18 protein-coding genes are annotated in these 20,064 nt (G+C 60.3%); 15 read left to right on the top strand and 3 right to left on the bottom strand.

The genetic code is table 11. From position 1 onward, the window contains the following. On the bottom strand, positions 1–240 hold a 240-nt coding region (locus ACMV18_RS13405), incomplete at its 3' end, for a DNA-3-methyladenine glycosylase I (protein ID WP_420818251.1). Positions 241–404: 164 nt separating this feature from the next. Between ACMV18_RS13405 and glyQ the strand changes: the two genes are divergently transcribed. Genes glyQ through ACMV18_RS13425 form a run of 4 tightly spaced genes read left to right on the top strand, consistent with a single transcriptional unit; the run spans position 405 to position 5,015 of the window. After that, positions 405–1,340: a glycine--tRNA ligase subunit alpha gene (gene glyQ / locus ACMV18_RS13410; protein ID WP_420818252.1), complete on the top strand. Its 936-nt coding sequence runs from the start codon at positions 405–407 to the stop codon at positions 1,338–1,340. 2 nt (positions 1,341–1,342) lie between these two features. Beyond that, complete coding sequence (gene glyS / locus ACMV18_RS13415; RefSeq protein ID WP_420818253.1) at positions 1,343–3,514, top strand: glycine--tRNA ligase subunit beta; 2,172 nt, start codon at positions 1,343–1,345, stop codon at positions 3,512–3,514. A 35-nt stretch (positions 3,515–3,549) separates the two neighbouring features. Next, positions 3,550–4,158 carry a D-glycero-beta-D-manno-heptose 1,7-bisphosphate 7-phosphatase gene (gene gmhB, locus ACMV18_RS13420; protein WP_420818254.1) on the top strand — a complete coding sequence of 203 codons (609 nt, stop codon included), beginning with the start codon at positions 3,550–3,552 and terminating at the stop codon, positions 4,156–4,158. Then, entirely contained in the window at positions 4,155–5,015 is an 861-nt protein-coding gene (locus tag ACMV18_RS13425) for a M48 family metallopeptidase (RefSeq protein ID WP_420818255.1), read from the top strand. The genes gmhB and ACMV18_RS13425 overlap by 4 nt, the downstream gene beginning before the upstream one ends. A 16-nt stretch (positions 5,016–5,031) precedes the next feature. Here ACMV18_RS13425 and ACMV18_RS13430 read toward each other — a convergent pair whose 3' ends face one another. Continuing rightward, the gene (locus ACMV18_RS13430; RefSeq protein ID WP_420818256.1) at positions 5,032–6,120 is read right to left on the bottom strand and encodes an MBL fold metallo-hydrolase; all 1,089 of its coding nucleotides are present in this window, start codon (positions 6,118–6,120) and stop codon (positions 5,032–5,034) included. 120 nt (positions 6,121–6,240) lie between these two features. Between ACMV18_RS13430 and can the strand changes: the two genes are divergently transcribed. Together can and aceK are read left to right on the top strand one after the other, a co-directional pair. Beyond that, on the top strand, positions 6,241–6,903 hold the full coding sequence (gene can, locus ACMV18_RS13435; protein ID WP_374255306.1) for a carbonate dehydratase: 663 nt from the start codon (positions 6,241–6,243) through the stop codon (positions 6,901–6,903). Positions 6,904–6,924: 21 nt separating this feature from the next. Continuing rightward, positions 6,925–8,826, top strand: a complete 1,902-nt coding sequence (aceK, locus tag ACMV18_RS13440) for a bifunctional isocitrate dehydrogenase kinase/phosphatase (protein WP_420818257.1) — start codon at positions 6,925–6,927, stop codon at positions 8,824–8,826. 12 nt (positions 8,827–8,838) lie between these two features. Here aceK and ACMV18_RS13445 read toward each other — a convergent pair whose 3' ends face one another. Next, complete coding sequence (locus ACMV18_RS13445) at positions 8,839–9,627, bottom strand: outer membrane protein assembly factor BamD (RefSeq protein ID WP_420818270.1); 789 nt, start codon at positions 9,625–9,627, stop codon at positions 8,839–8,841. A gap of 165 nt (positions 9,628–9,792) precedes the next feature. On the opposite strand from ACMV18_RS13445, the gene ACMV18_RS13450 reads away from it, so the two are divergent. The 9 genes from ACMV18_RS13450 to hisS all read left to right on the top strand — a co-directional run bounded on the left by ACMV18_RS13450 (position 9,793) and on the right by hisS (position 20,063). Further along, entirely contained in the window at positions 9,793–10,917 is a 1,125-nt protein-coding gene (locus ACMV18_RS13450) for an RluA family pseudouridine synthase (protein WP_420818258.1), read from the top strand. 234 nt (positions 10,918–11,151) lie between these two features. Next, positions 11,152–11,907, top strand: coding sequence for an SMC-Scp complex subunit ScpB (scpB, locus tag ACMV18_RS13455; RefSeq protein ID WP_374255311.1), 756 nt, complete (start codon positions 11,152–11,154; stop codon positions 11,905–11,907). Continuing rightward, a complete protein-coding gene (rluB, locus tag ACMV18_RS13460) occupies positions 11,904–13,877 on the top strand; it encodes a 23S rRNA pseudouridine(2605) synthase RluB (protein WP_420818259.1) in 1,974 nt (657 codons plus the stop codon). The genes scpB and rluB overlap by 4 nt, the downstream gene beginning before the upstream one ends. A 104-nt stretch (positions 13,878–13,981) precedes the next feature. Then, positions 13,982–14,407: a nucleoside-diphosphate kinase gene (ndk, locus tag ACMV18_RS13465; protein WP_374255314.1), complete on the top strand. Its 426-nt coding sequence runs from the start codon at positions 13,982–13,984 to the stop codon at positions 14,405–14,407. A gap of 30 nt (positions 14,408–14,437) precedes the next feature. Continuing rightward, a complete protein-coding gene (gene rlmN, locus ACMV18_RS13470; protein WP_374255315.1) occupies positions 14,438–15,580 on the top strand; it encodes a 23S rRNA (adenine(2503)-C(2))-methyltransferase RlmN in 1,143 nt (380 codons plus the stop codon). Positions 15,581–15,636: 56 nt separating this feature from the next. Next, complete coding sequence (gene pilW / locus ACMV18_RS13475; RefSeq protein WP_420818260.1) at positions 15,637–16,458, top strand: type IV pilus biogenesis/stability protein PilW; 822 nt, start codon at positions 15,637–15,639, stop codon at positions 16,456–16,458. Beyond that, the gene (locus ACMV18_RS13480) at positions 16,451–17,467 is read left to right on the top strand and encodes a helix-turn-helix domain-containing protein (RefSeq protein ID WP_420818261.1); all 1,017 of its coding nucleotides are present in this window, start codon (positions 16,451–16,453) and stop codon (positions 17,465–17,467) included. The genes pilW and ACMV18_RS13480 overlap by 8 nt, the downstream gene beginning before the upstream one ends. Next, positions 17,464–18,735 (top strand): flavodoxin-dependent (E)-4-hydroxy-3-methylbut-2-enyl-diphosphate synthase, encoded by a 1,272-nt coding sequence (ispG, locus tag ACMV18_RS13485; RefSeq protein WP_420818262.1) that lies wholly within the window; start codon positions 17,464–17,466, stop codon positions 18,733–18,735. Before ACMV18_RS13480 ends, ispG begins: the two co-directional genes overlap by 4 nt. Before the next feature lie 26 nt (positions 18,736–18,761). After that, positions 18,762–20,063, top strand: a complete 1,302-nt coding sequence (gene hisS / locus ACMV18_RS13490; RefSeq protein ID WP_420818263.1) for a histidine--tRNA ligase — start codon at positions 18,762–18,764, stop codon at positions 20,061–20,063. Position 20,064 lies beyond the last annotated feature (1 nt).

Genomic DNA, 20,064 nt, shown 5'->3' on the forward strand with positions numbered 1-20,064 from the left:
TTGCGTCACCTCGGCCTCGCCAAAGCCGGCGATGCGTGCCGGATCGAAGTTGGCAAAGGCACGCCGGTAACCGGGTGTGCGCTTGAGAATGGTGAGCCAGGAGAGCCCGGCCTGCTGCCCATCCAAACAGAGCTTCTCGAACAGCTCACGGCTGTCGGTCACCGGCCTGCCCCAGTGGGTGTCGTGATAAGCAATATAATCCGCATCCTGTGTCACCCATGAACAACGTCCCAGCACCATGCCCCACCTCCCGATGGATGAGAAAACACCCCTTTTGCGCCACTTTTGCCCCGGATTGCAGCCGGGACGGCCAAATCAGCCTATATTCCCGCCAGAGCAAGGGGTATACTCTGGCGGTTTCATTTCCGCTCAGTATGCACTGAACCAATCGCGCGAACAAAATCATGCAGAAATTCGACATTAAGACCTTTCAGGGACTGATCCTGACCCTTCAAGACTATTGGGCCAGGCAAGGTTGCGTCATAGTGCAACCCTTCGATATGGAAGTGGGTGCCGGTACTTCCCACCCCATGACTTTCCTGCGCGCCATCGGCCCCGAGCCGATGAACTGCGCCTATGTTCAGCCATCCCGCCGTCCTACCGATGGCCGCTATGGCGAGAACCCCAACCGCCTGCAGCACTATTACCAGTACCAGGTGGTGCTCAAGCCCGCACCGGCCAACATCCTGGAGCTTTCTCTGGGCTCGCTGGAGGCTTTGGGTTTTGACCTGAAGAAGAACGACATCCGTTTCGTTGAGGACGACTGGGAGAACCCCACGCTGGGCGCCTGGGGGCTGGGTTGGGAAGTCTGGCTCAACGGGATGGAAGTGACGCAGTTCACCTACTTCCAGCAAGTGGGTGGCATCGACTGCAAGCCCATCACCGGCGAGATCACCTACGGTCTGGAACGTCTGGCCATGTACCTCCAGGGTGTGGAAAGCGTCTACGACCTGGTTTATGCGCCGGGTGTGAAGTACGGTGATGTGTTCCACCAGAACGAAGTGGAGCAGTCGACGTACAACTTTGAGCACAGCAACGTGGAATTCCTGCTGGGCGCTTTCACCAACTACGAAACCCAGGCCAAATACCTGATGGAGCAGCAGTTGGCCTTGCCGGCATACGAGCAAGTGCTTAAGGCGGCGCATACCTTCAACCTGCTGGATGCACGCGGCGCGATTTCCGTGACTGAGCGGGCGGCCTACATCGGTCGCATCCGCAATCTGGCGCGCAGTGTGGCGGCCAGCTATCTGGACAGCCGCGCCCGTCTGGGCTTCCCCATGGCCCCGAAGGCCTGGGCTGACGAAGTGATCGAACAACTGAATAACAAGAAGGTGGCCTGATCATGAGCACCGCGAATCTCCTCGTCGAACTGTTTGTGGAAGAGTTGCCCCCCAAGGCACTCAAGAAGCTGGGTGAGTCGTTTGCCAATGTGTTGGCCGACAGCCTGAAGACGCAAGGTCTGGCGCCCGCCGCTGCCGTGGTGACGCCCTTTGCGTCGCCGCGTCGCTTGGCTGTGCACGTCACCGATGTGGCCGCGAAAGCGGAGGATCAGGCCGTTCAGCAAAAGCTGATGCCTGTGTCGGTGGCCTTGGATGCCCAAGGCAATGCCACCCCTGCGTTGGTCAAGAAGCTGGCTTCCATGGGGTTGGATGCCACCGTGGTGCCGCAACTGAAGCGCCTGCCTGATGGCAAGGCAGAGGCTTTGTTCCTCGATAGCATCAAAGCTGGGGCCACCCTGTCGGAAGGGTTGCAAAAGGCGCTGGATGAGGCGCTCAGCAAGCTGCCGATCCCCAAGGTCATGACCTACCAGTTGGAGCAAGGCGAGGGCGCTGACTTCCAGCCGGGCTGGACCAGTGTGAATTTCGTGCGTCCGGCTCACGGCCTGGTCGCGCTGCACGGCCTGCAAGAAGTGCCTGTGGCCACCTTGGGCCTGAAGTCGGGTCGCAGCACGCAGGGGCACCGTTTCGAAGCCCGTGTCAACCCGGTGATCATCACCACGGCGGACACCTATGCCGATCAACTGCGCCACGAGGGTGCCGTGATCGCCAGCTTTGCCGAGCGTCGTGCGGAGATCGTGCGCCAGTTGGCCGAGGCCGCTCAGAAAGCCGGTACGGGTCTCAAGCCCATTGAAGACGAAGCCTTGCTCGATGAGGTCACCGCCTTGGTGGAGCGCCCGAACGTGCTGATCGGCCGTTTTGAGGAGGCCTTCCTGGAAGTGCCTCAGGAGTGCCTGATTCTGACGATGAAGGCCAACCAGAAGTATTTCCCCTTGCTGGATGCCTCGGACAAGCTGACCAATCAGTTCCTGATCGTCAGCAACATCAGCCCCGAAGATCCCAGCGCAGTCATTGGTGGCAATGAGCGAGTGGTGCGTCCGCGTCTGGCGGATGCCAAGTTCTTCTTCGATCAAGATCGCAAGAAGACGCTGGAGTCCCGCGTCGCCGGGTTGGCCAAGGTGGTCTACCACGGCAAGTTGGGCACGCAAGGTGAGCGTGCTGAGCGTGTGCGAGCCATTGCTCACGCTGTCGTCAACCAGCTGAGCCTCGGGACTGTGCCTTACACCGTCGATGTCAGGGACCACTTCGCCGTGCTCGACAGCAAGGCGCAGCAGGCCGCACGTCTGGCCAAGACCGACTTGCTGACCGACATGGTCGGCGAGTTCCCAGAGTTGCAAGGCATCATGGGGGGCTACTACGCTCGCCACGAAGGTCTGCGCGACGGGGTGGCGATTGCCATTGAGGATCACTACAAGCCGCGCTTTGCGGGTGACAGCCTGCCTCGTAACCATACGGGTGAAGTCGTGGCGTTGGCTGACAAGCTGGAAACGCTGATTGGTCTGTTCGGCATCGGTCAGTTGCCGACCGGCGACAAGGATCCGTTCGCGCTGCGCCGTCACGCCCTGGGTGTGATCCGCATCCTGGTCGAGAAGAACCTGCCGCTGTCGTTGCCCGCCCTGATCGGCGCTGCCGTGCCGGCCTTTGGCGAGCTGATCACCAACCCGTCGGAGCCACTGCTGGCGTTCTTCTCGGATCGTCTGGCTGTTTCGCTGCGCGAACAAGGCTACAGCGCTCAGGAAGTCGATGCCGTGCTGGCTTTGCAGCCCGAGCGTCTGGGTGAGGTCCCGCGCCGCCTGGCGGCTGTGCGCGCCTTTGCTGCGCTGCCTGAAGCGGCTGCACTGGCGGCCGCCAACAAGCGTGTGGGCAACATCCTCAAGAAGGCCGATGCCGCAGTCGAAGCCAAGGTCGATGCCGCCTTGCTGAAAGAAGCCGCTGAAGCCGCGCTGTATGCGTCGCTGCAAGAGGTGGCTCCCAAGGCGCAGGCTGCGTTCGAGCAGGGTGACTACACCGCGTCCTTGCAGGCCTTGGCAGCCCTGCGTGGCCCGGTCGATGCCTTCTTTGACAGCGTGATGGTGAACGCGGATGATGCGGCCTTGAAGGCCAACCGTCTGGGTTTGCTGGCGAGCCTGCATCAGGCGATGAATCAGGTCGCTGACCTGTCCAGACTGGCGGCCTGATCTTGTCTGTGCGACCCCACCACCCCGGAGAGGGCATGAAGCTCGTCATTCTCGATCGTGACGGCACCATCAACCATGAGCGCGAGGACTACATCAAGTCCAGCGATGAGTGGGTGCCTTTGCCCGGGGCGCTGGAAGCGATTGCACGGCTCAACCATGCCGGTTGGCATGTGGTGGTGGCGACCAATCAGTCGGGCATTGGTCGAGGTTTGTTTGACATGGTGGCACTCAATGCCATGCATGCCAAGATGAACCAGATGCTGTCCCGTGTTGGTGGGCGTGTGGAGGCCGTGTTTTTCTGCCCGCACACGCCTGAAGATCACTGCACCTGTCGCAAGCCTGCGCCAGGTTTGTTTCAGATGATCGGTCAGCGTTTTGGCTGCTCGCTTGAGGGCGTGCCGATGGTAGGCGACTTGCCACGCGATGTGCTGGCAGCACAATCGGTCGGCTGTGAGCCCCACCTGGTCCGTACCGGGCAAGCTGCATCCATGACCGACGCCGAATTGCTCGATCTGCGGCAGCGCGTCCCCGATCTGACGATTCACCCTGATCTGTCGTCCTTTGCTGACTTTGTGATCCTGAGGGACCGTCACGCCCATGGTGAGGATTCACCTGTAGCCACCCACATGGGAGAGCTCACTTGAGCGAAACGTCGCCTGTTCAATTGGGGCTATGGGCTCAGGGCGGTGACGAGGATCGGGCTTCAGGTGCACCGGCCGGACAGGCACTTTTCAGGCACCCTCGCGCTGAGCGCGAAATTCAGTTCGGCAAGGCGCTGGTGGGCTATGCGGTTGAGCGGGCCAGGCGCCGCAGCATCGGCATGGTGGTCGGTGTTGAAGGCCTGACGGTTCGTGCGCCGCGTTGGGTGTCATGGTCGGACATCGAGACGGCCTTGCGCGCCAAAGAACGATGGATTTGCACCAAGCTGCACGAGCAGCGTGAGCGGGCGCATCGTCAGCAGGCGGCAAGGATCATCTGGCAGCACGGCGCCAGGGTGCCGTTCATGGGCGGCTTGGTCGAAGTCTCGCTGGTGCCTGCGTCGGGTGCCGGTGTGGATGACGTGTGCGCGACGGTCCTGAGTGTGGCACCGGTTGCGGATGCTGGATTGATGGCCATGCCGCAGCAGCAGATTGCTGTCTTGACGGACGTTTCTGCCGAGGCTGTGCGTCACCAGGTTCATGTTTGGCTGAAGAACGAGGCGAAGCGCTATTTCGCGCTCCGTGTGCAGCACTTTGCCGAGTTGCTGGACGTCGATGTCAAGCACGTCAGTCTGTCGTCAGCCAAGACACGATGGGGGAGTGCCAGCGTCGACGGCTCCATCCGGCTTCACTGGCGCTTGATTCACTTTGGGCAAGATGTGATTGACTACGTGGTGGTGCACGAACTGGCGCACCTCCATGAAATGAACCACAGTCCGCGCTTCTGGGATGTGGTTCGCTCCGTGATGCCGGACTATGAAGGTCCCCGGGGGCAATTGCGCCGCGCAGTGTTGCCCGAATGACCTGAGCCGAACCCGATCAGGTCCGCTCAAATCGCCACACGTCGTCGGTATCGAGCCATCGGCGCAATGCGCCTCGATGCCACAGATAGTTCAAGTGCGCAATGGCCTCGCCCATTGCGAACGTGGTCTGGTGCAAGTCGAGTTCGCGCTTGAACAGCACAGGCAACATGTCGGCAGCGGTGGCCGGGCCGTTTGCGCAGGCCGACAGCACGTCATCCAGTCGTGCCCGGTGGTGGGCATGCAAGGCCTCAATCCGCGCATGCACGCCTTTGAACGGCAATCCATGCGATGGCAGTGCCAATGTGTCTGGCGGCAGGTCGCGCATCCTGTCCAGCGAGTCGAGGAACAGGCCCAAGGCATCGGCTTCCGGCTCCATGTCGACCACGCTCACATTCGTTGAGATGCTGGGGAGCAGCATGTCGCCAGAAATCAGGACGCCATCTTGTTCGCAGTACAAGGCAATGTGCTCAGGGCTGTGTCCATATCCTGCGATGCAGCGCCACTCGCGGTGACCGATGTGAATGAGTTGTCCGTCCATCATCCGGCTGAACGTGGTCGGAACGCTGGGCACCATGGATGCGTAGTAACTGCCCCGCTCCCGGATTTTTTCAACCCCGTCGGCATGTTGCATGCCATGGCTGAAAAAGTAGGCTGCCGCACGCTCGCCACCATAGCCGGTGGTTTCTTTGGATGCCACCATGGCGGCCAGGTGGTCTGTCGCACTCATCCACAGGCGTGCGGGTACATGGCCGCTGAACTGCTGAATCAGCCAATCGGCATTGCCCACGTGGTCCGGGTGCATGTGGGTCGACAGAACGCGGCTCAAAGGGCGGCCGCTCAGCGGGCCTTGCCACAGGGCTTGCCAGGCATCCTGAACGGCACGTGTGGCAACACCCGTGTCCACGATTGACCAGACCTGTTGGTGGCCTTCATCTTGATCGTCCAGCGCCCACAGGTTGATGTGGTTCAGCGCGAAGGGCAGGGGCATGCGAATCCAGTGCAGCCCTGGCATCAAGGTTTGAATGTGACCCGTGGGCGGCTTGGCATCGCCCCATGGGTAGGTCAGCGGGGTGTGGCTGGTCGACGGGGTACTGCGATCTGACATGTGATACGGATTTGAACGATTGCCGTGCATTGTGCCGCGTCAAGGGATGTTGTGTCGGATATCAGCCAGAGGACGGGGGCATTTGCTCGAACTTGATTGAGGGCTGTCTACACTCTCGGTATGAAACTGCATCAACTCTTTGACAAGAACCGGGCTTGGGCTCGAGATATCGAGCGTCGCACCCCAGGCTTCTTTTCCAGGCTGCAGCAGCAACAGTCGCCCGAGTACCTATGGATTGGTTGTAGCGACAGTCGGGTGCCTGCCAATGAAATTTGCGGCCTGTTGCCAGGCGAGTTGTTCGTGCATCGCAACGTGGCCAACGTGGTGGTGCACTCTGACCTGAACTGCCTCTCGGTGATGGAATACGCCATCGACATGCTCAAGGTCAAGCACATCATGGTGGTGGGGCACTACGGTTGTGGTGGTGTGCGCGCCGCCATGGATGACCTCAAGATCGGCATCGTGGACAACTGGATTCGTCACGTCAAAGACGTGCGCAATCAGCACCTCGACTGGCTGATGGCCTTGCCCGAAGGGCAGCGTCGCTACGATGCCCTGTGCGAACTCAATGTGTTGCAGCAGAGCTTCAATGTCTGCCAGACCACCATGGTCAACGAAGCATGGGCGCGTGGACAACAGGTCGTGGTTCACGGCTGGGTATACGGCTTGCATAATGGGCTGATCAACGACCTCAGCATGACGGTGTCGAGCCCGGAAGACGTGGCGCCGGTGTTTGCCGAGGCATTGGCTCGCTTGCGCGAACGCTACGCGGACATGGTCTGATCACCTCAGCAGGACTTCACGATGTTTCCCCAACAGCTCACCGACTCACGCGTCTTTGAAATCGCCAAAGCGTTGCTGGACGGCTTCGATCGCCACTACAAGATCTTCAGCGAAACCAGCGCGCAGTCCAAGAAGCGGTTTGAGGAGGCCGACTGGCACAGCCAGCAAACTGCTCAGCGTGTGCGGATCGAGTTTTACGACTTGCGTGTGGACGAGGCAGTAGAGCGCCTGGAGCAGGAATATGGCGCCAGCACCCTGCCCATGGCCGTGTGGCATCAGATCAAACTGTTCTACATCGGCCTGCTGACGGGGCACCGGCAGCCAGAGCTGGCCGAAACCTTCTTCAACTCGGTCACGATCAAGATCCTGCACCGCAAGTACTACCGCAACGACTTCATCTTCGTGCGGCCTGCGGTGTCCACCGAATACATCGATGACGACGATGGCGTGGCGGGTGGCACCTTCCGTGCCTACTACCCCACTCGCGAGAACCTGCAGGAGATGCTCAAGACCATCGTCGAGAGCTACGAACTGAACGTTCCGTTTGATGATCTGGACCGTGACATCAGCTTTGTCTACGAAGCCTTGATCGAGCAAATCGGCAACGTGCGTTTGCGCACCAATTTCCAGATCCAGGTGTTGAACTCGCTGTTCTACCGAAACAAGGGCGCGTACATCGTTGGCAAGGTGATCAATGGCTTCCGCAGCCTGCCGTTTGCCATCCCCATCCTGCACAACTCCAAGAGCCGTCTGTACATTGATGCGGCCCTGTTTGGGGAAGATGACCTGCTCGCGCTGTTCAGCTTTGCGCGTGCGTACTTCATGGTCTACATGCCCGTGCCATCGGCTTATGTGCAGTTCTTGCGCACGCTGATGCCTCGCAAGCCCCGCGGAGAGCTCTACAGCGCCATCGGTCTGCAAAAGCACGGCAAGAACCTGTTCTATCGCGACTTCCTGTTCCACCTGAAGCACTCGAGCGACAAGTTCCGCATTGCCCCGGGCATCAAGGGCATGGTCATGCTGGTGTTTGACCTGCCGTCGTACCCGTTCGTGTTCAAGGTGATCAAGGACTACTTCCCGCCGCAGAAGGAAACCACCCGAGAGGGCATCATGGGCAAGTACCAGCTCGTGAAACAGCACGATCGCGTGGGGCGCATGGCGGACTCGCTGGAGTTCACCAACGTGGCGTTTCCGCGCCATCGCTTTGCCGACGAGCTGATCGAAGAGCTGAAGAAGTTCGCACCCAGCGTGATGGAAGAGGACGAAGACGGCCAGGTGCTGGTCATCAAGCACCTCTACATCGAGCGCCGCATGATCCCGCTGAACATCTACATCCAGGAAGCCACAGGCGAGGCGCTGGAGCACGCGGTCATCGAGTACGGCAATGCGCTGAAAGATCTGGTGGCAGCCAACATCTTCCCGGGCGACATGTTGTGGAAGAACTTTGGCGTGACCCGCAACGGCAAGGTCGTGTTCTACGACTACGACGAGATCGAGTACGTGACCGACTGCAACTTCCGCAAAGTGCCTGCGCCGCGCAATGAGGAAGACGAGATGTCAGGTGAAATCTGGTATTCGGTCGGGCCGCACGACGTGTTCCCGGAAACCTTCGGGCCGTTCTTGCTGGGCGATCCGCGTGTGCGTGCAATCTTCATGAAGCACCATGCCGATTTGCTGGAACCCGAGTTCTGGCAGCAGCACAAGGAACGCATCAAGCAAGGCTATGTGCATGACGTCTTCCCCTATGACCGGGGGCGTCGTTTCATTCACAAGATTCAGGCTGAGGCCAAAACGGTCCACGAGCCTTCGGATGATGATGCGCCGGTGGAAGAGCCTGTCGATATTCCTCATCCGCCGACAGGCGTGCACGATCAAGGCACGCTCAGCGGCTTCAGCGCTGGTGGCACCACCAGCGCCGATTGAAGCTGAAGCGCTTTACCAGAAGCGCCACCAGGCCTTTTTCTTGGTCTGGTTGGCTGCTTCGGCCGCGTTTTCGCTCAGGTACGTGCTGTTGGGGAAGCTTTGCTTGAGCACGCGCAGGGCATCGTCACGAAGTGGTGTCATGCCCAATTGGTCATAGGCCTGCGACATGATGTACAGCGCTTCTTCAATGGCAGGCGACTGCGGGTAGTCCTTGACCGCTTGCTGGGCACGGTTGGCGGCAGCCAGGTTCGCCCCACGACGCAGGTAGTAGCGTGCCACGTGTACCTCGCCAGCTGCCAGCGAGTTCACGATGTGGTTCATGCGCAGGCGTGCATCGCCTGCGTACTTCGACTGAGGAAAGCGGTCGGTCAGTTGCTTGAAGGATTCGTAGGCATCCTTCGAGGCCTGCTGATCACGTTCTGCAATGTCCTGGCTGGCCAAGCGACCAAACAGGCCCAGATCGTCATTGAAATTGATCAGGCCTTGCAGGTAGTAAGCGTAGTCCAGTGCCGGGCTGGTGGGGTGCAGGCGGATGAATCGCTCCAGCTTGGCCAAGGCTTGGGCTTTCTCGCCGGTCTTGTAATAGGCGTAGGCCAAGTCCAGTTGAGCCTGCTGAGCCAACAGGGTGCCAGACCCTCGGGCTTCGACCTTTTCCAGCTTCTTGATGGCGGTTTCGTAGTTGCCGTCAGCCTGGTCGTCTTTGGCGTCTGCGTACAATTTGTCCGGGCTGATGTTGGCAAACTCGTCTTGCGGTGCAGAGCCGCATGCAACCAGGGCCGCACTCATTGCCAAAGCCAGCATGCCAGCGCGGCTGCCGCGCAGGTTGCTCAAAGTGGTGTTTGTCAGCAGTTTCACGTTGAGTTTCTCGCGGATCCGGTCCGCATAAATTAGTCGCCACAGAGCGCCAGAATGCGCAGAGTATAGAAGGCCTGCGCACCTCTTTTTCACCTTCCAGCAGATTCCCTCATGGCTCGTCGTTCTCCATCCAAGGCTGAGGCCGCTTTCACCGCCGCGCAACCCCCTGAATTGCCCGTGAGTGAGCTGGCCGCCTGCCCATCATCGGTAGACGAAGCAGAGGATTGGGAGGAGCAGGGGGATGAATCGCCCGCCGCTCAAGACGCAACAGAGTTATTGACTGTCGAGGCTTTCGAGCACGGCATGCGCCTGGACGCCTTTGTCGCGTCGCGAATTTCGGCGTATTCGCGCAGTCACCTCAAGAGTTTGATTGAAGAGGGCTGTGTGACTGTGGTAGGCGCGGTGCAGTCTTCTCCGTCTCGCAAAGTCGTGGCTGGGCAGCTGGTGACCGTGAAGATTCGCCCCACGGCGCAAAGCATGGCCTTTGTGGCGGAGCCCATGGACTTGTCCATCGTTTACGAAGACGCTGACTTGCTGGTGGTGAACAAGCCAGCTGGTTTGGTGGTTCACCCAGCCGCAGGGAATTGGACGGGCACCTTGATGAACGGATTGCTTGCCCATCACCAAGGGGCAGCGAGCCTGCCGCGCGCCGGCATCGTGCATCGACTGGACAAGGACACCAGTGGTTTGATGGTTGTGGGCAAGACGCTGGAGGCTGTGACTGCGCTGAGTCGCGCGATTGCCGCCAGAGAGGTGAGCCGCCAGTATCTGGCGTTGGTTCACGGTGAGGTGCCTGAGTTGTTCAGCGTGAGTTCCTCCATTGGTCGGGATCCGGTGACGCGCGTCAAAATGGCCGTCGTGCCCTCTGGCAAGCCGGCCAAAACCGATGTCAAGCGTTTGTTGGTTGGGGAGTGGGCGCCTGCGCAAAAAGCAAAAGCGAGCGCAGAGTTGCCGCACAGAGTATTCAGTGGGGTGCTCTGCACCCTGCACACGGGGCGCACGCATCAGATTCGGGTGCATCTGAGCAGCCGGAGACATCCTCTGGTCGCGGATGCCATGTATGGCGGGGGCGAGGCGTTGGGCATGACCCGCCAGGCCCTGCATGCTGCGCGGTTGGCTTTTGTGCACCCCAGAACAGGTGAGGCCTTGCGTTTTGAGGCCGCGCTGCCTGACGACATGGCGTGCGCTTGGGCAGAATTGGAAAAGAGCGTCACAGATCCTTCTTCTGGTGCATAATGAGCGCTAAACCAAAGATCGGTGCGATCGGTTTTGGCTGGCTAGACCGCCTTTGATGTGTCCTCGCTCCATAGAGAGCGCCGACATTGCCTCGCTGACGAGGTTCCTGTTCTGACTTGATGCCCCGTTTTCCCCTGTCCGGTGGATGCGATGAAAGCGGGTTGTTTGCCGGGTTTGATCGTCGGCAGTCGATTCGGGCCGCTATTTCGTAGCAGCTCACTCACGATTGAAGAGATGGAAGTCCTCAATCCTCAGGATGCCTTGCGCATTCTTGAAGCAGCTCTGCTTTGCGCGCAGCAACCGCTGACCGTGCGGGATATGCGTCAATTGTTTGACGATGCCATGTCGGCGGATTCTGTGCGTCAAATGTTGGGTCAGTTGACGGAGCAGTGGGTCGGTCGTGGTGTCGAATTGCGTGAAACCGCGTCAGGTTGGCGTTTTCAGACGCGGCCTGATGTCCAGATGCATCTGGATCGATTGCACCCGGAAAAGCCGCCCAAGTATTCTCGGGCAACGCTGGAGACTTTGGCGATCATCGCCTACAAGCAGCCGGTGACCCGGGGGGACATTGAAGACATTCGGGGCGTGACGGTGAGCTCGAACATCATCAAACAGCTGGAAGACCGTGGCTGGGTGGAGGTGATCGGGCATCGTGATGCACCGGGGCGTCCGGCCTTGTTTGCGACCACAAGGCATTTTCTGGATGACCTGGGTCTGGCCTCGCTGGCACAGTTGCCGACGCTGGATGGCTTGCCTGTCAGCCAAGGCTTGTTGCCAGGGTTGGATGAACTGGTTGGGGGCTCATCAGAATCTGGTGAGCTGTCCGACGTGACTGCAGACGCGTCTGCCGAGTTGTTGCCGCAAGCAACTGAAGACAATGCCGCTGCGTCCGAAGACGGGGTGGATCTTTCAATTGAATCATTGCTGCCAGATGCGACGGTTGTCTCATCCGATGAAGAGGGCAGCGACTCTACTTTCTCTGCCCCATGACCACCGATAACGTGCCAATGCAAGAACCCCAAGACCCGTCCTTGGTCACCGAAGAGGTGGTCAAGCCTAAGCGCACCCGTCGCACCAAGGCCGCTGCCGATGTGGCAGTGGATGTTTCGGCAACGCCTGTCGCTGATGCAGCCCCTGATGCTGCCGATGCGGTGCCTGCGGCCAAGCGTGCGCCCCGTCGCCGCAAGGTGGCTGAGGCGGCAGAAGGGGCTGAAGCCCCAGCACTCGAGGCAGCTGAGTCCGCAGAAGCGCCAGCCAAGCCCAAGCGCGCGCCTCGCAAGAAGGTTGTTGCAGAAGAAACCGTTGCGACGGAGTCTGCGCCTGTCGTGTCAGATGCTGCGCGTGAAGACGCCGCACACGGTGTGCTCGAATTGGCTGCGGTGAGCGAATCCACTTCGTCTGACGAGGGTGCGGTCGAGCAAGTGGCAGGCGATGAAGGCCAGTCGGGGGAGCGTCGTGAGCGTGGCCGTCGTGACCGTCGCGGTCGTGGTGAGCGCGGGCAACGTGGCGAACGTCGTCAGGATGATGTTGCTGCTGGTGCTTCGGTTGAGGGGGATGAGGCTTCCGCCGAAGCGCGTCCTTCGCGTCGCGTGGCCATGGCAGCCGAGCAGACCAACGAGGTGTTCGAGGAGCTGGTGTCTGGTGAGTTCGACACCCAGCGTGCCGAAGAAGTTGAAGAAGCTGCCTCGGAAGACGGTGCCCCGTACAAGCGCGTGCTGCTGCCCGAGCCTGATGCGCCCAAGCTGCAAAAGGTGCTGGCTCAGGCGGGTGTCGGCTCGCGTCGTGACATCGAGCAAATGATCGAAGACGGTCGCATCGAGGTCAACGATCAGGTCGCTCACGTTGGTCAGCGCGTGTCGCACGGCGACCGCATCAAGGTGGCAGGCCGCCCGATCAAGGTGCGCATTGCCCCGCCCGCTGCGCGCATTCTGGCGTATCACAAGCCTGTGGGTGAGGTGGTCACGCACGACGACCCTCAGGGGCGTCCGACGGTGTTCCGCCGTCTGCCTCGTCTGCAGAACGGCAAGTGGATGTCGGTGGGGCGTCTGGATCTGAACACCGAAGGCTTGCTGCTGTTCACCAACTCCGGTGAGCTGGCCAACCAGTTGATGCACCCCCGTTTCGGCGTGGAGCGTGAGTACGCTGTGCGCGTGCTGGGTAGCTTGGATGACGCGTCGCGTGAAAAGCTGCTCAATGGCGTCGAGATCGATGGCCAGCAAGCGCAATTCCTGTCGATCAGCAAGGGCGGCGGCGAAGGCGTGAACCAGTGGTATCGCGTGGTCATCACCGAAGGTCGTAACCGTGAAGTTCGCAAGCTGTTCGATGCAGTGGGCCTGACCGTGAACCGACTGATTCGCGTCCGCTACGGCGCCATCGTGCTGCCGCGCGGTCTGCGCCGTGGTGTGTGGGTCGAGCTGGGTGAGTCGGATGTCCGCGCAGTGAAGTCGCTGGCTGGCATGGATCGCCCTGAAGGCGGTGCCCGTGGTGGCCGAGGTCAGCAAAAGCCGCAGCAGCAGGGCTTCAAGGGGGGTAGCAAGCCTCAAGGCCCGCGCTCGCAAGGTGGGCAAGGCGGCCAGGGTGGCCAAGGCAAGCCGCTGTTCGGTGAGCAGGGGCCCCGCGGTGAGCGCGGCGACCGTGGTGACCGCGGCCCCCGCCAAGGTCAGGTCCGAGATCGTCAGCCCTCAGGCGAGCATGACGACGATCTGGAGTTTGCGCGCATTCCCAACCCGCTGGAGCAGACCTTTGACCGTCGCTTCGTGAAGGGATCCAAGCGCATCACATCTGGTTTTGGTCGCCCTGACCAGAATCAGGATCAACCCAGCGGCGGTGGCAAGCAAAAGGGCCCCCGCCAGCCGGATCCGCTGCAGACCTCGGTGGGCTACATCGGTGCCGACGCTTATTTCGGCAAAACCGGCGGAGGTGGTCGTCGTGGTGGCGGTGGTGGTCGCGGCCGTCGCTGATCTGAGTCGCCCCGCGCGCGAATTCACACATTCTTTCCATCATCCGGCAAAACCGGGGCAGTACAATGCTCGGTTTTGTCAAGCACTCTGAACCTGGAGAAAACATGGCTATCGAACGTACCCTCTCGATCATCAAGCCCGACGCTGTTGCCAAGAACGTCATCGGTCAAATCGTCAGCCGCTTTGAAGGCGCTGGCCTGAAGGTTGTGGCTGCCAAGCTGGTCCAACTGTCGCAAGGCGAAGCCGAGCAGTTCTACGCTGTTCACAAAGAGCGTCCTTTCTTCAAGGACCTGGTGAACTTCATGATCTCCGGCCCCGTGTTCGTGCAAGTGCTCGAAGGCGAAGGCGCCATCCTGAAGAACCGTGACCTGATGGGCGCAACCGATCCCAAGAAGGCTGCTCCTGGCACCATCCGTGCTGACTTCGCTGACAGCATCGACGCCAACGCCGTTCACGGTTCCGACGCTGCTGAAACGGCTGCTGTCGAAGTGGCTTTCTTCTTCCCCGGCATGAACGTGTACAGCCGCTGAGCTGCTGCACTTCTTTAAGGCTGAAGAAGTATGGACGCCGTCAACCTGCTTGATTTTGACCTTGACGGGTTGACCGCGTACTGCGAGCAACTGGGTGAAAAGCGCTTCCGCGCCACCCAGTTGTTCCGATGGATCCATCAAAAAGGTGCGACCGACTTCGATCAGATGTCGGATCTGGCCAAATCGCTGCGCAGCAAACTTCAGGGCGTTGCCACGCTCAAGACTTTGCCTGTGATCAGCGAGCACGTTTCGTCGGATGGCACGATCAAGTGGCTGTTCGATGTAGGCGGCGGCAACGCCGTTGAAAGTGTTTACATCCCTGAGGATGATCGCGCGACCTTGTGCATTTCGTCGCAAGCTGGCTGTGCCGTAGGCTGCCGCTTCTGCTCGACGGGGCATCAGGGATTCAGTCGCAACCTCACTACGGGTGAAATCGTGGCGCAGCTCTGGCATGCCGAGCATGCGTTGCGCAAGCGCTTGGGTACAACCGAGCGCATCATCAGCAACGTGGTGATGATGGGCATGGGTGAGCCGCTGCAAAACTACAGCGCCTTGATTCCTGCGCTGAAGACCATGCTCGATGACCATGGTTACGGCTTGTCCCGCCGTCGTGTGACCGTGTCCACGTCGGGTGTGGTGCCCATGATCGAGCGATTGAAGAGTGATTGCCCGGTGGCGTTGGCGGTGTCGCTGCATGCCCCGAACGATCCATTGCGTGATGAGTTGGTCCCGCTCAATCGCAAGTACCCCATTGATGAACTCTTGGCCGCCTGCAAGGACTACCTGACGGCTGCGCCTCGTGACTTCATCACCTTTGAATACTGCATGCTCGATGGCGTCAATGACACCGACGAGCATGCTCGGCAGTTGATTGCCCTGGTAAAGGGGCGTATCAATTGCAAGTTCAATCTGATCCCGTTTAATCCGTTCCCTGCATCCGGTCTTCACCGATCGGGCGCAGCACGCGTGCAAGCGTTTGCAAAAATTCTGGCTGATGCAGGCATCGTGACGACCGTTCGCAAGACGCGTGGCGATGACATCGATGCTGCCTGTGGTCAGTTGGCTGGCGAAGTTCAAGACCGTACGCGTGCGTCGGCGCGCATGTTGCGTCAGCCGGTCGCTGTCAAAGTTGCGATGCCCCGGTCGGGTGAACGCAACGGCTCGCAACATTGAGCCCGCGTCAGGCTTGTCTGACGCTCTACACTGAGCCCTTTCCTGGAGATTGCTGCATGAGTAAGCTGCGAGAGTTGTTGCTGACGGGTTGCATGCTTACGACCTTGTTGGTCGGCGGTGGGGCGATGGTGGGCTGTTCGGGGCCTGGTGGATTGACGTCGCCAACCCGTGGTGACATCGCGACCGCCTCGGATGAAAGCGAAGTTCGGCGTCGCGCACGCATTCGTCTGGAGTTGGCTGCAACCTATTACAGCCAGGGGCAGTTGACGACCGCACTGGACGAACTCAAGCAAGCCGTCACGATTGATCCGTCTCTGCCCGACGCGCATGAAATGCGCGCGCTGATCTACGACGCAATGGGCGACAAGTCTCGTGCCGAGGCCAGCTTCAAGCATGCATTGAGCCTTGATGAACGCAACGGCAGTGTTTTGCACAACTATGGATGGTTCCTTTGTCGCAATGGTCAGTTTGCAGCAGCCGACGCCATGTTTGAGCGTGCGGCCGCATTGCCTCAAGAAGTGAACACGAGCAAGACCCTGCTGGCTCGCGGTGTCTGCCAAATGAACGCAGGGCTTTTTCCTGACGCAGAAAAGACCTTGGCTCGCTCATACGAGCTGGACCCATCCAATCCGGCCACGGCCTATAACTTGTCGGCAGTTCTGTACCGTCGAGGTGAGTTGGATCGGGCGCGCTTTTATGCCCAGCGTGTCAACAGCGTGCCTTCGCAGATCACGGCAGAGTCACTTTGGCTGGCGATCCGCATTGAGAACAAAGCAGGCAACTTGAGCGCCCGCAGTGAACTTGCCGCACAACTGCGCAGCAAGTTCCCGACGGCCCGTGAAACCAACAAACTTGAACTGGGCAGCTTCGATGAGTGAGTTGACGCCCAACATGCTGTCGACACCCGATGCCGTGCAGCGCGGGGCAGGGGATATTCTGAGGCAGGCTCGCGAGGCGCATGGGATGACCATCGAGGCCTTGTCTGCCACGATCAAAGTGCCACCCGCCAAATTGGATGCACTTGAAAAGGGTCGCTACGACCTGCTTCAAGACCCCAATTACGTCCGTGCACTTGCCATGACGGTTTGTCGTGCATTGCGAATTGACGCGAAGGCCGTCTTGTCTCAGTTGCCCGCCGCGCGTCAGGTGCCCTTGGTTTCGGACAAAGAGCCCTTGAATCAGCCTTTCAAGGAAAGTCGCGTTGGCACAAGCATGTTCGATCATGGCCGCTTGAGTTTTGCCGCGTTGATGCATCCCAAGTGGCTTGCGCCGATGGCCTTGTTGTTGGCAGCCTTGGTGATCTATTTCTTGCCTGATTCCATTGAGCTCCCTCGGTGGATGGACCGGACGACGTCTGTGGCGGAGCCTGCGGATGCCGCGCCGTCCGTGGCAGAGATCGCGTCTGCTGCTGAAGCAGCCTCGCAGGTCGCCTCAGCTGCGTCTCAGTTGATCCCGACGGTGCCGTCGGGCGTGGCGTCAGTGGCTCAGCCAGCCTCGAGTGCGTCGCAGGCAGACTTGGCGGTGCCGGTTTCGGTGCCGGTATCGGCCAGTGCCGCGTCTACCCCACGCGGTACCTTGATGCTGGATCCTGTCGCCGCGGCGGGTGCCACACCTGCGGCTTCGTCTGCCACGCCGGCTGCAGGCGGTGCACGTGCATCTGCCCAGTTGCTGACGCGACAGACTGCCTGGATTGAGGTGAAGGACGCACAGGGCACCAAGCTTCTGTCGCGTCAGGTGCAAGCCGGTGAGAGTCTCTCTGTGGACGGCGTTGCCCCGTTGGTGGTGCGTGTCGGCAATGCGCCGGCCGTGCAGTTGACCTTCAAGGGACAGGCGGTGGATCTGGTTCCGTACACCCGCAACAACGTTGCCCGAATCGAATTGAAATGAGTCTCCACAATCACACCCTCATCGATGTGGCTCGTCCTGCAGCGCGTCGCTCCCTGCAGGCGCGCGTGGTCTGGGGTTCTCGTGTGGTCACCATTGGTGGTGATGCGCCGGTGCGTGTGCAGTCCATGACCAACACCGACACAGTCGATGTGATTGGCACGGCCATCCAGGTCAAAGAGTTGGCCTTGGCAGGCTCCGAATTGGTGCGCATCACCGTCAACACGCCTGAAGCCGCGCAGGCTGTGCCCGCCATTCGCGAGCAACTCGATCGCATGGGCATTGATGTGCCGTTGGTGGGTGACTTTCACTACAACGGCCATCGTCTGTTGACCGATTTCCCTGCGTGCGCTGAGGCCTTGTCCAAGTACCGGATCAACCCCGGTAACGTGGGTAAGGGCGACAAAAAGGATCGTCAGTTCGCTCAGATGATCGAGGTTGCCATGCGCCACAACAAGCCAGTGCGCATTGGTGTGAACTGGGGTAGCCTGGACCAAGAGCTGTTGGCGTCTTTGATGGACGAAAACGCCCGCAGTGCGGATCCCTGGTCTGCGCAGCAGATCATGTATCAAGCACTGATCAGTTCGGCCTTGCAGTCGGCTCAGGCTGCGCGCGACTTGGGAATGCCTGCCGAGCAGATCATTCTGTCTTGCAAGGTCAGCGGTGTTCAAGACCTGATCAGCGTCTACCGTGGATTGGCCGCTCGTTCCGACTATCCTTTGCACCTCGGTCTGACCGAGGCAGGCATGGGCGCCAAGGGCACCGTGGCTTCTGCTGCGGCCTTGTCCATTCTGCTGCAAGAAGGTATTGGTGACACCATTCGCGTGTCGCTCACGCCTCAGCCCGGCGAGGCCCGCACGCAAGAAGTCGTGGTGGCCCTCGAAATCCTGCAAGCGCTGGGCTTGCGTACGTTCGTGCCCAGCGTCACAGCGTGCCCCGGGTGTGGGCGTACCACCAGCACCGTGTTCCAGGAGTTGGCCAAGCAGATTGACGACTTTCTGCGTGCCCAGATGCCGGTTTGGCGCAGCCAGTATCCAGGTGTCGAGAACCTCAAGGTCGCCGTCATGGGCTGTATCGTCAATGGCCCGGGCGAGAGCAAGCATGCAGACATCGGCATCAGTCTGCCCGGCAATGGCGAGGCGCCTGCAGCCCCCGTCTTCATTGATGGCGAGAAGGCCTTGACCTTGCGTGGCGAAGGCATCGCCCAAGAGTTCCAGCAACTCGTCCAGAATTACATCGAACGCCGCTTCGGCGGGGCCACTCAGGCCTGAACCTGACAACAAGAAAAACATTTCTCATGGCAGAACTCCTTAAAGCCATCAAGGGCATGAACGACATCCTTCCGCCGGAATCCGCCCGGTGGGAGTGGCTCGAAGACAAGGTCCGCGCCTTGATGCGTCGCTACGGGTACCAAAACATGCGTACCCCCATCGTTGAGCCCACTGCGTTGTTCGTGCGTGGCTTGGGCGAAGTGACCGACATCGTCGAAAAGGAGATGTACTCCTTTGAAGACAGCCTCAATGGCGACAAGCTGACCTTGCGTCCCGAGGGGACGGCGGGTGCCGTGCGCGCCATCAATGAGCACAACTTTCTGTACGAAGGCGGCAAGCGCCTGTACTACATCGGCCCCATGTTCCGCCATGAGCGTCCTCAAAAGGGTCGCTATCGCCAGTTCCATCAGGTGGGTGCTGAGGTGCTGGGGTTTGCCGGCCCTGACGTCGATGCCGAGCTGATCTTGATGACCGCCGCGCTGTGGCGTGACCTGGGTTTGGTGGTTGGGCAGGACGTCAAGCTGCAAATCAACAGCTTGGGTGAACCCGATGAACGCCTGGCGCACCGCACCGCCCTGATTGCCCACCTTGAGGCACATGCCGACGTGCTGGACGAAGACGGCAAGCGTCGCCTTCACAGCAACCCGCTGCGGATCTTGGACACCAAGAATCCAGCCATGCAGCCCGTGGTTGAAGCAGCCCCCAAGCTCATCGACTTCCTGGGTGAAGCCTCGCTGGCGCACTTCTCGGCTGTCAAGCAGGCGCTGGATGTGGCAGGTATTCCTTACGAGGTCAACACGCGTCTGGTGCGTGGCATGGACTACTACAACCTGACCGTGTTTGAGTGGGTCACCGACAAGCTCGGTGCCCAGGGCACGGTCTGCGGCGGTGGCCGTTACGATGGGCTGATCGCGCAGTTGGGCGGCAAGCCTGCGCCAGCGGTTGGCTGGGGTCTGGGCATGGAGCGTCTGCTGCTGTTGCTGCAAGAGGTGGGTATTGCTGCGCCCTCTACGGCGCCTGATGCCTTTGCCATGGTGTTTGCTGGCACACCCATGCCGCAGGTCCTGGCGACCCTCGAAGCACTGCGAGCTCAGGGGGTCAACGTGGTGCTCAATCCGGCAGGCAAAGATGGCCCGGCCAGCCCCAAGTCGCAGTTCAAGAAGGCCGATGCCAGTGGTGCACGTTACGCCTTGGTGTTTGGCCCGGATGAAGTGGTTCAGGGCGTTGTGTCCGTGAAGCCGCTGCGCGAGGCGGGCGAGCAAGCGACGCGAGCGCTGTCGGAGGCTGCACAATGGGCACCCAGCCTGCTGGTCAGCGCGCAGTCATAAT

The organism is Aquabacterium sp. (assembly GCF_048860245.1).
In the GTDB taxonomy this organism is placed as follows: Bacteria; Pseudomonadota; Gammaproteobacteria; order Burkholderiales; family Burkholderiaceae_C; genus Aquabacterium.